General features: G+C 38.9%; 16 protein-coding genes. 1 reads left to right on the plus strand and 15 read right to left on the minus strand.

What is annotated here, in order from left to right:
- Positions 1 to 251 precede the first annotated feature (251 nt).
- The 4 genes from BMZ41_RS11590 to BMZ41_RS11605 all read right to left on the minus strand — a co-directional run bounded on the left by BMZ41_RS11590 (position 252) and on the right by BMZ41_RS11605 (position 4,289).
- Positions 252 to 2,051, minus strand: coding sequence for a methyl-accepting chemotaxis protein (locus tag BMZ41_RS11590; protein ID WP_090529784.1), 1,800 nt, complete (start codon positions 2,049 to 2,051; stop codon positions 252 to 254).
- Between the two features lie 198 nt (positions 2,052 to 2,249).
- Positions 2,250 to 3,098, minus strand: coding sequence for an FKBP-type peptidyl-prolyl cis-trans isomerase (locus BMZ41_RS11595; RefSeq protein WP_090529787.1), 849 nt, complete (start codon positions 3,096 to 3,098; stop codon positions 2,250 to 2,252).
- 40 nt (positions 3,099 to 3,138) lie between these two features.
- Complete coding sequence (locus tag BMZ41_RS11600) at positions 3,139 to 3,930, minus strand: hypothetical protein (protein WP_143071345.1); 792 nt, start codon at positions 3,928 to 3,930, stop codon at positions 3,139 to 3,141.
- 158 nt (positions 3,931 to 4,088) lie between these two features.
- A complete protein-coding gene (locus BMZ41_RS11605) occupies positions 4,089 to 4,289 on the minus strand; it encodes a hypothetical protein (RefSeq protein ID WP_090529795.1) in 201 nt (66 codons plus the stop codon).
- Positions 4,290 to 4,566: 277 nt separating this feature from the next.
- On the opposite strand from BMZ41_RS11605, the gene BMZ41_RS11610 reads away from it, so the two are divergent.
- Complete coding sequence (locus BMZ41_RS11610) at positions 4,567 to 5,079, plus strand: SprT-like domain-containing protein (RefSeq protein WP_090529798.1); 513 nt, start codon at positions 4,567 to 4,569, stop codon at positions 5,077 to 5,079.
- Here BMZ41_RS11610 and BMZ41_RS11615 read toward each other — a convergent pair.
- The 11 genes from BMZ41_RS11615 to BMZ41_RS11665 all read right to left on the minus strand — a co-directional run bounded on the left by BMZ41_RS11615 (position 5,074) and on the right by BMZ41_RS11665 (position 13,707).
- Positions 5,074 to 6,066 (minus strand): serine hydrolase domain-containing protein, encoded by a 993-nt coding sequence (locus BMZ41_RS11615; protein ID WP_090165686.1) that lies wholly within the window; start codon positions 6,064 to 6,066, stop codon positions 5,074 to 5,076. The genes BMZ41_RS11610 and BMZ41_RS11615 overlap by 6 nt on opposite strands.
- A 502-nt stretch (positions 6,067 to 6,568) precedes the next feature.
- A complete protein-coding gene (locus BMZ41_RS11625; RefSeq protein ID WP_027209112.1) occupies positions 6,569 to 7,096 on the minus strand; it encodes a DUF1697 domain-containing protein in 528 nt (175 codons plus the stop codon).
- Positions 7,097 to 7,155: 59 nt separating this feature from the next.
- On the minus strand, positions 7,156 to 7,608 hold the full coding sequence (locus BMZ41_RS11630; RefSeq protein WP_029233031.1) for a GNAT family N-acetyltransferase: 453 nt from the start codon (positions 7,606 to 7,608) through the stop codon (positions 7,156 to 7,158).
- 388 nt (positions 7,609 to 7,996) lie between these two features.
- On the minus strand, positions 7,997 to 8,419 hold the full coding sequence (locus BMZ41_RS11635; protein ID WP_090529801.1) for a hypothetical protein: 423 nt from the start codon (positions 8,417 to 8,419) through the stop codon (positions 7,997 to 7,999).
- Positions 8,420 to 8,546: 127 nt separating this feature from the next.
- Positions 8,547 to 8,882, minus strand: a complete 336-nt coding sequence (locus BMZ41_RS11640) for a helix-turn-helix transcriptional regulator (protein WP_090529804.1) — start codon at positions 8,880 to 8,882, stop codon at positions 8,547 to 8,549.
- A 286-nt stretch (positions 8,883 to 9,168) separates the two neighbouring features.
- Positions 9,169 to 10,887 (minus strand): recombinase family protein, encoded by a 1,719-nt coding sequence (locus tag BMZ41_RS11645; RefSeq protein ID WP_090529806.1) that lies wholly within the window; start codon positions 10,885 to 10,887, stop codon positions 9,169 to 9,171.
- Positions 10,888 to 10,939: 52 nt separating this feature from the next.
- Positions 10,940 to 11,113, minus strand: a complete 174-nt coding sequence (locus tag BMZ41_RS15675) for a hypothetical protein (protein ID WP_177184215.1) — start codon at positions 11,111 to 11,113, stop codon at positions 10,940 to 10,942.
- Positions 11,058 to 11,474, minus strand: a complete 417-nt coding sequence (locus BMZ41_RS11650; RefSeq protein WP_242942058.1) for a type II toxin-antitoxin system PemK/MazF family toxin — start codon at positions 11,472 to 11,474, stop codon at positions 11,058 to 11,060. The genes BMZ41_RS15675 and BMZ41_RS11650 overlap by 56 nt, the downstream gene beginning before the upstream one ends.
- Before the next feature lie 466 nt (positions 11,475 to 11,940).
- Positions 11,941 to 12,486 (minus strand): sigma factor-like helix-turn-helix DNA-binding protein, encoded by a 546-nt coding sequence (locus BMZ41_RS11655; RefSeq protein ID WP_090529812.1) that lies wholly within the window; start codon positions 12,484 to 12,486, stop codon positions 11,941 to 11,943.
- A 300-nt stretch (positions 12,487 to 12,786) separates the two neighbouring features.
- The gene (locus BMZ41_RS11660) at positions 12,787 to 13,005 is read right to left on the minus strand and encodes a hypothetical protein (RefSeq protein ID WP_090529814.1); all 219 of its coding nucleotides are present in this window, start codon (positions 13,003 to 13,005) and stop codon (positions 12,787 to 12,789) included.
- 165 nt (positions 13,006 to 13,170) lie between these two features.
- Complete coding sequence (locus BMZ41_RS11665) at positions 13,171 to 13,707, minus strand: hypothetical protein (RefSeq protein ID WP_090529817.1); 537 nt, start codon at positions 13,705 to 13,707, stop codon at positions 13,171 to 13,173.
- Positions 13,708 to 13,754: the final 47 nt, after the last annotated feature.

The following is a 13,754-nucleotide window of genomic DNA, read 5'->3' on the forward strand; positions in this document are numbered from 1 at the left end:
GCCTTCTCATTCTGTTCTGTAATCATTATTCTAACCCCTTGTTTTGATAGTATTATTATACCAAAAAAGTAACTAGAACGCTTGTAAAATCAAGGCTTTTTAAGGATTTAGATAGTCTAAAAAATGAAAGAACTGGAGTCCGCAGACTCCAGTTCCTCCTTATAAAAAAGAAAAGGTCGCGGCGGGAGCCGCGACACTTTGTCTACACTCTGAAAAGTCACCCTTTGCAGGGTGACTTTTGAAATCTATTTTTAAAGAGAGAATCGAGCAACAAAATCCTGAAGTTCCTGAGCATTTCCAGCCAGCTTGTCAGATGCCTGGGCAACCTCATAAGAGGATGCTGTCTGCTCCTGAGAGGCGGCAGATACATTTGAGGTTTCATCAGCAACCTCAATACTCATCTGCTCAATATCCTTGATATTCTTTGCAATTGTCTCAGTTCCACTAGAGAGCTGAGCAACAATACCGCTCATTGTATTTGATTCCTCAGAAATTGAGTTAACCATGTTTACAATATTATTGAAGGTGCTACCCGCCTCATTAACAAGCTCTGCACCATTTACTACGTTCTGTGCGCCATCATGCATAGCCTCTACAGCTTCCTCTGAATTCTTTGTAATTCCTGCAATCAGCTCTGTAATCTTCTGAGCTGCCTGATTAGAATCATCAGCAAGCTTTGAAATCTCACTAGCTACGACAGCGAAGCCCTTACCCATTTCACCAGCACGGGCAGCCTCGATACTTGCATTCAATGAAAGGAGGTTTGTCTGGCTTGCGATTTCAGAAATAGTAACAACGAAATCATTGATACTCTTAAGTCGCTCGCCAAGGCCCTCTACTACCTGGGCTGTATTTTCAACAGATTCTCTGATACTATCCATCATATCTGTTGCATTTGTCATATCAGCAGCACCATTAACAGCAGCCTCATTTGTCGACTTAATCATATCTGTTGTACGATTAATTGCTTCCTGAAAGTTCTCCATGTTGGTAACGAAGGAATCGGTCTCGTTACTTGCACCTGTCACAGCATTAATCTGGCCTGAGCAAGAATTTGCAACGTTTGTACATGAGGTTGCAACCATCTCGGATGCCTCTGCAGACTGTGAGGCTGACGCTGAAAGCTCTTCTGATGCGGCAGCAACTGAAGTTGTGGTATCAGAAATCTCCATCATAAGTTTTCTAATATTACCATGCATTAAATCCAAGGCCTCTGCTATAAGACCAATCTCATTGTTTCTATTAACAAGGGTTCTAACCTTGTCCATTTCTTCATTCTCTGTAAAGTCACTGTTAGACATTCTTACAATCTGGCTAGCAGCAAGAGAAATAGGCTGCGTAATCTTTGTACCAAAGAATAGTGCCACAACAACACCACAAATAATAAGGATAAGAAGGATAACAATTGTGGCGATAATACTCTTTCTAAGGGCAGCGTTGGCATGCTGGCTATATACAGCAGTCATTTCCTCCAGATCATCTACCCATACACCAGTACCCATTACCCAATCGAATGGCTCATAGTAAGCTGTATAGTTTATCTTTGGAAGCTCTTCTGTCTCATTTGGCTTTGCAAACATAAGACTTGTGTAGCCACCGCCTTCCTGCATACCATTTTGAATCATCATCTGGATAAACTTGTTTCCGCTGGAATCCATTGAATCCCAACGAGATTGTCCCTCTGTATCTCTACCAAGAAGAACTACGTTAATACCCTCAGAAGTATCAACCCAGAAATATCCACTTCCATCATTATATCTAAGCTCTCTAATAATATCTGCAGACTGCTTTTTTGCTTCCTCCAAAGTCATTTCTCCAGCCTCATACTTAGCATACATAAAGGCACAAATACTCATGGCTTCCTCAGTTTCAAACTTCAACTGATTCTTTACATCAGCGTAAAGTCTCTCCTTATAAGCCTCTGTCTGCTCAGAGTTAGTATTCAAAGTGTTAATTACAGTAAATGTAGAAATGATACCGGCGGTGATAACTACTGCCGCCAGAATGACTGCTATAAGCACAGTCTTTAAAGAACCCCTCTTTTTACCCATAGTGTGTACTCCTTTTCCCAAAAAGTAATACGGCAATTGATAATGCTATAATACCATCTGAAATATGGTCATTTTTTAATTTCACAATTATTTCGTTAATTTTTCGCAAAATGATTGCATGCTATTTAAGTGCATAAAAAATGGGAGGCATTTCTGCCTCCCTGTGCTGCTAATCCCACTGGGATTAGATATTTTATTCTATTTTACTTCTACAAGCTCAATTGTAAAATTAAGCTCCTTACCAGCCATCTCGTGGTTTGCATCAAGAGTGATATTTGTCTCATCCTTGGCAACTACCTTTACTGGGAATGGTCTTCCATAAGGATCCTGTAAGTATACCTGCTGGTCTACTACTAACTCCTCTGAACCTGGAAGCTGAGCAATCTCCAATGTAATAACTGCATCTTCGTCACGCTGTCCATAGGCTTCCTCTGGCATAAGGTGTACTTCAACCTTATCGCCAACTTCCATGTTAGCAACAGCTTTATCGAAGCCCTTAATCATCATTCCAGCACCACAAACGAATTCAAGTGGCTCTCCTCTGTCATAAGATGAATCAAACTGAGTTCCGTCGTTGAATGTACCTCTGTAATGTGTACGGCATGTCTTACCAACATTCTTACCCTCGAATGCAGGCTCTGAATGGCATCCGCCGCAACCAGAATGACCGCCGCAGCTATGGCCGTCCTCATGATCACCACATGTATGACCTTCGCCGTGATGATTGCAATTAACACCTGTGTTAATAAGCTCACCCTTAAGATATGCCTCAACAGCAGCATCAACATCACCTGATGCACCAGCACAAAGCTCAATTCCATTCTCGCTAAGAGCTGCCTGAGCTCCTCCGCCAATGCCACCGCAAATAAGTACATCTATTGACTTATTGCTAAGAAGGCCTGCCAAAGCACCGTGTCCCTGTCCATCAGAACCGATAACCTCAGATGAAACTACTTTGCCGTCCTCTACTTCAAATATTTTAAACTGCTCTGTATGTCCAAAGTGCTGAAACACCTGTCCATTCTCATATGTAACTGCTATTCTCATTTTCATACTCCTTCAAACAAAATCCCGTTTATTATAGCTTTTATATGGTATCGATGCAATGGTAGTCATCATAAACAATTATCTCAACTACCGGTGAATCCCAAGAAGGGTACTTAAGAGAAGCATTTCCTCTTTCATAAATATCCGAGCGAATAGTATGTTTATCAATAATAAATTCACTACAGCAACGTGATCTGTATGTAAATGTGTTTGTTGAATCTGTATCAACATCGGCTTTAGCGTCACCCATCATACATTTGATGACTACACCATTTTCTAATACAAGATCAAGATACTGACCAGGCACAGTGTTAAATCTACTTCCAACTGCTACCAAATACCTGTCGTCCAACATCATAAAACCATCCTGATCTGGCTCGGCTAAATCATTAATTACTCCTGAATCGCCGTATGTAATTTTACTTGAACGCTCGAGAGTTTTTCCTCCTTTGTAGCTTACTGTGTTTCCAGTTTCAGGATTTACGAAGCTACTTGGAATATCGTATTCGGTCTTTTCAACCTCTTCCTGGATTTCTTCCTCTTGAATTTCTTCTTCGAATTCTGCTAAATTTTCTTCTAAAACTTCTGGCCCTGCCAAAACTACATTGTCGTCCTCAATTGTAACTGAGGTACATTCGACAAGACTGCTAAGAATTACTGTATTTTCAAATGTTATTTCCTCTCCAACAGTCTCTGCTTCTGCTGCTTCAAACGCCATAGCATAGCTTCTCTTGTAGCAGTGGCAAAATAATATTAATAAAAGTGATGTGATTAAAATAAGACTACAGGCCAGGTGGCCCGATCGAATGTCATTTGAGTCCATTCTTTTCATAATTTAATTATCCTCTCTTTCATAAGTTCGGTAGTCTAGCAAAAAAAATGACAACTAGCAACGGCTAATTGTCATTTTTGTGGTACTATTCTCGTTGAGAGGATGTTGTGTAATAATCCTAAGTTAAAAAATTTAACTATATAGACACCTTCTTTTCTTTATTCTTTTATCTGTTTTATCATTTCCTGCGCCAGCTTTTTCGCTTTCTTTGTAAGCAAAAGTTCTTTATATGCCAGATACGCTTCTGCATCACTTATTTCCATCTTTCCTTCACGTAAAGCAGTTCTGATTGAAAGATATAAATCATAGTATTCGCTGGCCGCCTGATTATCGCTCTTTAACTGTACCATAGTATCCATAGCTCACCCCCATGGACACATATTACTATATGGTTGTGACGAAACGGTTAAGATGAAAAAAAATGTCTCCCTCCGCCAGGGCTTTTCTAACCATTGTAGCCCATCTGGCTTCCTCAGGATATCTGCCACCCATGAATCCTCTCGGATCATAACCATATGTATTTGAATCTCCAAATAATATTAGTCTTCTCATACCATAAATTATGACTGTTTAGTATTTGTATTTCAAAGAAAAAATCAATATAATTGGCTCATATTATAGAAAGAGAATTATAATATGAAAGATTTTGAAATTTTAAAAGAACAATGCATACATGAGGTAACCCGCCTTGGCATCAAGCTAGGCACCATTTCCTCATGGGCAATAAACACAAGAGCAAAGACTCGCTGGGGGCTCTGCAAGCTAAACCACGACGGTTCATACTCCATCGAGATTGCATCCCGCCTTCTTGAAGACGACCGTATCTCTGAACAAGCCTGCAAGGAGACAATCATCCACGAACTACTCCACACCTGCAAAGGCTGCATGCGCCACACTGGCAAATGGAAGTACTATGCTGAAGTTGTAAATCAGGTTTATGGATATAACATCAAGAGAGTCACCCAAGGCCAGGAAAAGGGGGTCGAAAACTATGAAGGCTCAGAGATGAGCATCAAATATGTCTTCACCTGCGGTAGCTGTGGTGCCACCATCTACCGCAAGCGTGACAGTAAATTCACAAGAAATTATAGATACTACGGCTGTGCAAGATGTGGCGCCGTAGCATGGTCTAAAAAGACGGTATCATAGATTTATCGCAGGCAGTACCTTTTTCTCAATAAATTCAACTCTATCAAATATTCTTGGCTTGAATGTACCAGTCATTCCTACTGATACATTTTCCGCCTTATTCACATAGATGATATTTCCGCTGTCACCAATTGCAGCATATACATCTTTTTCATCGTATGTCTTGTACCATAAGTAGCCATAGTTCATGAAGCCAAATCGTTCACCTAGCTTAATTTGGGGTGTGAGCATGTCTTTTAAATACTCTTCGGAGATGATTCTCTTACCGCCATGCACCCCGTCATCCAAAACTAGTTCCCCGATCACAGCCATGTCTTTTGCAGACATGCATAATCCCCAGCCTGCTGTAACACACCCCTGCGGATCAGTATACCACTCGTATTTTCTAGGATTCTTGTTCATAAAGAAATCAAACTGATCCTCTTTGGAACTGTCTCCGTGAGGTATACGCTCTGGAAGCCCCAGCGGTTTAAAAAGATTCTCGTTGGCAAAATTGATGCATTTCCCACCGTATGCTCTTTCAATTACACCCGCCAATATCTGAATGCCCAGCGTAGCATACCGGAACTCACCAGTGATTCCATTACGGCCTCCAAGCGAATCAAGTATCGCAAGCGTAAAGTCTGGCGAAGTACATACCTTCTTCCATGGTTCTGACTTACCTTTATAAGGGGCTGTCATAGTAAGCAGATGTTTGATTGTGACATCATAGATAGTTTTTTCACCGCGCTTTACAGTGTAATCCGGAAAGAAATCCATTACCTTCTGATCAAGATTTTTGATATATCCCTTGTCCAGCGCGATTCCAGCAAGCAACCCCATGATACTTTTGGTCACGGAATTGACATTCATTGCATCCTCAGTCTTGAAACCACGCCAACAATCATCAAGTGCCACCTCATTATCCTTGATGACATATATCTGGCAGATGTTGCTCTCATTGCCAGCGCTCTCATAAATATACCTATGTAACTGTTCTTTGTTCATACTCAACTGCCTCCTCTTAGTATAGATTTGGACGTCCTAATAAAAGGCTAATATGATTAAAAATTCTTTTCAAGAAAAATCTTAAAAATTCTTTCTTACAGTGTTTTTCCAATTATTCTCCAAAACGCTGTAAAATCCCTGATTTACGGAATTTCCAGTCCTACCACAGTCCCCTTCTTCAGCCGGCTTGATTACCATTTATATGGCTTCTGGCACTGAGTCAAGAGAGCGAAGCTTCCGCGAAAGTTCGTATGCAGGGTTAAATCCCATAAGTTTGTCATCCACTAATTGGAGAAGTTCCGGATTCAAAAATGTAAGCCGAATGTAACGTTGAATGTTTCTAGCATTTTCACCAACCTCCTCAGCTATTAGCTCTCTCGACTTCTTACCATTATAATGGTATAGAAAAAGAGCAGCTGTCTTTCGATAACTGCTCAATGTTATGTTCACTATTCAATTGTTAAATCTCTACAAATTTGAATTGTGCGATTAACTTCGAATTTTATTTGCAAACCTTCTTTACTGTATTTGCTGTTCTGATTGTTAATCTATCTGCAATTTCATTAGTTGCAGTTTTTTTCCACCAATTACATTTTTGATATTGCTGTCTATCAAAAGTCCAAAATATAACATTCTTATACTTTTGTACTTTTTCAAGTTCATCGGAAGGTGGTCCTACCATCTCATATATTTGCTCAGGTGTATCATCTGAAAGAACAAAAATTAAATTATCATATTTTTCTTTACTATTTGACCCCCACCATTCAGGTGCATTAGACAAAATATCATTTAACACATCTGCTTCAACTACATATACTGGAATGCGAAGTTCAAATCTATTTATAATCATATCTTCAATTCTATTCTTAAGATTATTGTCATCAGATAAAAATGTAACATTGCCACTATTCAAATATGTTGACACCTGCGTAAACCCTGCATTTTCAAGTTCCAACTTCAAATCAGACATTCTAATTTTGTTTTTACCGCTAATATTTATACCACGAAGAAATGCTATATATTTTTTCATTGAGTCCCCCTTAACCATACAAATTAGGATTATCATCACTACAAAATCGGAAATTCATACTATAATTTATAATACATAAAGTTCCCGTTATGCTTAAATCCAAAATCAGTATATAGCTTTACTCCCATATCTGATGCAGTAATCTGAACAGTACCACAACCATATTCATTAGCTTCATTTACTACTCTTGAAAGCAATTCCTTGGCTATACCTTTTCTCCTGTAATTCGGGTTAGTAAACATACTGGAAAGTAAACCTATTCTTCCAGAAGGACATCCAAAATACGGAGGTTTTTCGACAAAAGACATTCCGCTTGTACCTATAATCTCATCACCATCCATTGCTAGCCATGAGACAAATGTTCCATCTGACATATGTCTTTTGTAATAATCCTTCAGATTTGGGACTAAATCTATGTCTTCAGTCGCACCTTCTTCTCGAAGTTGGTTAATCCTCATTTGAATAAATGTATCTAATTCATTTTCCGTAAGTTTCTTATATATGATATCCACTTTATCCCCCTTAACGAGTTAAACTGAAATATAATTTGCCTCTAAAAATACCGATTTGTTAATTTCATTGTCTTTTTTATATTGAATCACGTTATTTCGCTTTCATTTACAGAATAATACAATGATTCCCCTTCTTTTTCCGTAACAATTTTTCTTACTTCTTGAAGAATTACGGAACAACTCCATATTTATCCCGTTTTGTTCCGTAGCATGGAGCCAAATTATACTAGTCAATCCATGTCAACTTTTAGTTTAGCCATTCTGTTTACGGAAAGAAGCGTTCGTTTTCGAGATTATTCCGTAATCATTTGCCAATTAACAAAAATACTTACGGTAAAACTTCTAGAAAACAACGTTTATTCCGTAAATCATTGCAAATTTGAAGTTGTTAAATACGATATATCATATCACCTGTATTCCATATCCGCATAATTCCAAATAACGGATTATTATCTCCTTGCCATATCCATCCCTGGAATACGGTGTCATATCCGCAATATCCTTCCGTAACAATTTCAAATTCAGCATTCGGATATTCTACATTAAATTCTTCAAAAGACATAGATTTTCCAGAAAAAGCTTTCTCTCCATCGTATCCAAAAGGAGCATTAAACAACATAATATCGCACTCCTCCATGTCAACTTTTGTGAATTCAATCATTCCTTGATACCATTTTTCTTCATCGTCAGCATATTGATATATCCGATCTAACTGCAAAGACAAATTATCTCTGCTTATTTCCATATTTAATATCCTGCTATCATGCAAGCTAAACGTAACATTGCTTTTTCTGTCTCTAATATACTCCATGTTCCAACCTCGAAAAATCCTGATTTTATCAATATCTTCTCTTGTAGGAAGAGACCGACAAATCACGATTTGATAATTTCCCTGCCTTTAATTATAAAGAATCCTTAGTCTTCATGAAATACCAAATCTATATTAGTCCCGCTATTCTCTGTTTCAATACCCAGGCCACATCTTCCTTATCTTTATCACTCAACTGATCAAAGAGACGATATAACGAAATATACCTATTAAATAGAATCTGTTCTTCAGACTGCTCCACATATTCTTCTAATAGAAGTTCCCTGACATCTACTCGATAGATTCTGGAAAACTGAATAATCTCATCCGTAGTGACCTGACGCTCATTCGCCTCAATTGCTCTCAAAGTTCTATCTGAGATGTGCATGTATTTAGCTGCTTCGCTTTGAGAATATCCTCTTTCCTCTCTTACTTCTTTTAGTTTCTTTGCTGTAAATCGTCCCATACCAAAACCTCCTTCAACCGGAAGAAATCCTCCGGTTTTGAAAAAATCACCTTAAATTTCATGTCCTATTTTGAATAAATTTTAAAAATAAAAGCCCTACTTTAAAAGTATGGAACTCCAAAAATAGGACTGTTAACTACGACACTTTTTTAGGCAAAAAATATAGAGAGTCCGAAGACTCTCTATACTATAAACGCTTTAAATTCAAGGCTTCTGGGAGTTTCAAAATCTTTCTTCTTCCCTGAAAATCAAGGAAAAATCGAGTTCTAAAACTCATTTTGAAGACCTAAAAAATCTCGTTTTTTATTAGTGCTTTTCGGCTATAGCTGCCTGTGCCGCTTAAACTGGGATACACCATTTTATTAGCCTTAAACATTTTCTTCTTCCAGTCTGTTGTATCTACCTCAAATATTGCGTTTCCAACCTTCGGATTCAGATACCAAATAAATTCTCCCTTATCATAAATGATTCGCTCTACGAATCCATCAATTATTCTATCAGGAATCTTGGCTCTAGAATCAAAAGCTTCCATATTAATAAACGCAGTAAGGCTCTTTATTCTCTCCTGCTTAAGAATATCATTTTCCGATTCGAGCATCTCCTGCTGACATTCTTCATTAAATCTCTCAAGATTTGATATCTGCTTTTCTATCTTTTCCTTCTTCCTTTGATACATTTCTCTGGAAATATCTCCCAAAGTGCACATATCTACAAGTGCTGATATCTGACTCTTTAGCTTATCAATTTGTTTGATGTTATTCTCAACCTTTTCCTTAACATTTGTTCCATTTGATTTTACATCAAGTAAATCTGCAGCCATAGATATCGCTTCATCATAAATCGCTTGTCTATTAGATACCAATTTCTTAAATAGAAAATCCGCTTGAACGACAAGTTTCCATTCCATAAATGTATCATTGTCGCAAATGCCCTCTATATCAAGTCCCTTTTTCTTTCTAAAACGAGGAGTACCAGTATGAAGCTGATCATAACATTGAAATACAAAGGAAGGTTCCCCAGTCTTGGACATATGTGCCATTCTTCTATTTAAAGCGTGTCCACATTTACATTTGCATTTTCTTCCCCAGACATTCTTGCAAGGAGACTGGCCGTTCATCTTTATATTTCCTTTGGCATCCTTCTTTTCAAATGAATTCAAAGATCTCATTCGCTGAGCTTCATCGTACATCTCTGGAGTAATAATAGGCTCATGATGCCCCTCAACATAAACCTTTTCAACCGCTCCATCATTACGTATCTTTTTCTGAGTAAGGTAATCCGGCACGTATTCCTTACGATACTCAATTCTTCCACAATAAAATGAATTCTTAAGGATTCTACTAATATTACTAGAAGACCATCTAGTAAGGCCTGTTGCTGTTTTGCGACCTTCCTGCTCCATGATATCTTGGATACGTCGCAAACCATTGCCCTCCAGGTATAATTCATATATTCTCTTAACTGTTTTCGCCTGCTCCTTATTCACAACAAAATGATTTTTATCAACGCGGTCATATCCAAGAATATTTCCAGTACCATAAATAACTCCATTTTTAAATGAAATCATCTGGCCGGCTTTTACTCTCTGAGATATCTTCTTGCTTTCATTCTGAGCAAGTGTAGCCATAATCGATAATCTCAGTTCACCATCTTCGTCATTCAGTGTCCAGATATTATCTTCTGTAAACCACACTTCGACTCCATAAGACTTAAGTATTCTAGTCTGCTGAAGAGTATCTACCGTGTTTCTAGCAAATCGTGATACCTCTCTGGTAATAATAAGATCGAACTTTCCATCTTTTGCATCCTGCATCATTCGAAGGAATCCATCTCTCTTATGAATAGAAGTTCCGGTTATTCCTTCGTCAATATATCGTTCAACAAGTGTAAGCTCAGGATTACGTGACAGAAGCTCATCATAATACTGCACCTGATTTTCAAGTGCTGATATCTGCGCCTCGTGTTCTGTAGAAACACGAGCGTAAATTGCTGCTCTACGTATCATCTGTTTCCACCTCATTTTCTATTTTCATCTAGATGTTGATAGCATGATATAATCAAGCTGTTATTCTCACAAGGATGTCAATATCTCGTTTCTTAGCAATATATTTCAATTCATCTTCTGTTATCTTTCCTTCGTCACAAAGCTTTTCCATAATGCTGAAGGCAGCAAGCTTAATGGCTAACTTTTCTGCTTCCGGTGAAAACGTGACTTCCTGCATTCCTTCCATTTTTTCTACCTCCCTTAATCTCCAACTGAATACAAAGCGTCTCATTAATTACGTTTTTCATAAAACTCTCTGGCAGACTCCCTATATATCGCATCAACTTTTCGCGGCCTATGGTTGTAATTTGTTCCGCCATTGATGCTGATTTTTCGTCAAGTCCTCCAATGTTTTCTAATATGGTATGTGTTGGGAATTCTTTGCTCTTATGAATCTTGGTGGTAATCGGAATAACGGTTACTGTAGGCGAATACTTATTGCCTTTATTATTTTGAACAACTAATACTGGTCGTTCTCCTCTTTGAACAGAACCAATAGACTCACCTAAATCCGCTAGGAAGATGTCTCCACGTTTAATTTCCATCATTACCACCTCCATCCTTGACAAATTCCTATGTAAAAAGGAAGGCTTCCTCTGCCAGTACACAAAAGAAGCTCTTCCTAAAAAAACAGTTATCAAATCTCTTACTTGTCCACGACACCCCAGAGATACGGGAAATCACTAAGCGGCTGCAGCACAGCTCCATAGGTTCATCCTCAAGACGGTTCTCGTCTAGCCGCTCCCATTGCGTGTTCAGGTCATGCCCTACTGGCTGTGGCTAAGCGGAAGTATCATTATACCCGTGGCCGTCTTCGCCAATGCCGGTGCTACCGACTTTCCAGTGAGGCTATATCGCGCAAGGCGTACCTTTGAGGCTCGAATCCACGGGAACGTACTTAGTGAATGTGTATTCAGATGTCAAGGATCAAGTGAGAGAAAAAAATATCCTCTCACTTAACCCCACTGAACTATCCCTAATCTATAAGGTATCTGAAGAAACTTTTTTATAAACTTACCAATTAAGCATATATTTTAATCTCTTAAGCCCGGCTTGGATTGAATCATGCACCGCTGGTTGTGACACACCTTCAATTCTCGCAATCTCATTCTCGCTATAGCCATAGTAAAAGAACAAACGGAACCGTCTCTGCTGCTTATCCGAAAGCTGCTTCAATGCTGTACGTACTATGTGTGCGTCCAACGCATCCTCCTGATCCAAGCCACTACATATCTCATGCATAAACTGTGCTCCTACGTAGCCTTCAACCTCTTCATCAAAAGCAAAAGCGGAATGATGCCTTAGTTCTTCCATCTCTAACCTTTTATCCAGCCGTTCAAATTCAGCAAAAGCTTTTCCCTGCTCCGGTGTAATCAAAATAAAAGGCTTGAAGATATTCAACTCACCTTCTGCAACTTTTTCCAGCTCCTCTAGAGAAAGGTTTGTTGCAACAGCCCACTTCACACCACCTTTAATTCCTGGGTAATGATGCACCAAGCTAACGAGCTTGTACTGCTCCTGCTCTCTATTCAATTCTTTTGCAATTCGATCTAAACTCATATCTGACCTCCGATTTTGAAATGGTTAATAGTTTCAAAACCGGCAGTCAGGGATATCTACCTATATATGCTTCCCACTCATGCACTGATATTCACCATCAGAGCAACAGAAAGAAGCACAAAAAAAGAAGGCAAAGCAAAACAGAGTACAATACTGTACTTCCTTCTGTTTTGCTCCGCCTTCCAACGAATCTTTGTCGTTCTAGCTGATAACAAACTCTTGCTGCCTGCCGCAAGCTTTCCTGGATCTATGCCGGATTCCTTATCTCTACAGACAGCTCAGTTATTCAGTTGTAATAGTTCACTTACTCCTAAGCTTTAAACTTTCTACATTAATCAGTATTTGTAAATGCTTAGCTTCAGCTTTTACAATGGCCCCACAAGGGCACTTAATACTAATATCCTCAAAACTCTTCCCCGTAAATAGCTTGTTGCCACATACCGGGCAACAAATCCAAACTTTGATGTCCTTCACCGTTTCCACGCCATATACAACCTCCTCATTATCATATTCCCCCACGGGTACATCCCCTGCTGGTAAATAGAATAACACGGAAGCCAGATGTGCAGCCCATCAACACGTTATCAATCGATTCTCAACAAACCATCTTGCAACCATCAAACATCCATCAAAAGAAAAAAAGGCTGCTGTCTCACATCTACATGCAAAACAGCAGCCTATAGCTCACTTGCTTCCATTATTTGATTCCTTTTCACTTTCCTCGCATTCCCTGCGATAAGCATATCTGTACATGCTTATTCCAAAGCATTTGATTGCCTCGCGCTTCTTACGCTCAATAGATGCTGATGAAAGATTCTCTGCCTTCGTCATCTCATCATTGGACATTGGATTATCATTCATGTAATAGTTCTCAATAATCCGTTTGTACAGCTGTCCTTCATCAACAGTAGCTGCAATCTCAACTAAGACTTGCTCTATCAACGGTCGCATCCACGGGCAGTCTCGAAGTTCTTGAAATAGTCTGTCCTGAAGATCCAGGGAATCATCTACCGGCAAGCGAATCGCTTCTAAGAAATCTCGCCTCATAGTATCCTTTTGTTTCTTCAGATCCTCCTCTTTAAGATTCGGATGAAACATATCTGAGATTTTTAATCCGCTCCGGAAATGTTCCAAAAGCACCCTTGTCAATTCTAGCACTAACGTCGGTTCAAAATTTTCTCGCATACACCAGTTATCAATGCGCTGCTCATTTTTTGACATAACCTTGCCTCCCTCCAACAATGTCCTTTTCTAAATAACAAAAAACG

Source organism: Pseudobutyrivibrio sp. UC1225 (genome assembly GCF_900115215.1).
GTDB lineage: Bacteria > Bacillota > Clostridia > Lachnospirales > Lachnospiraceae > Pseudobutyrivibrio.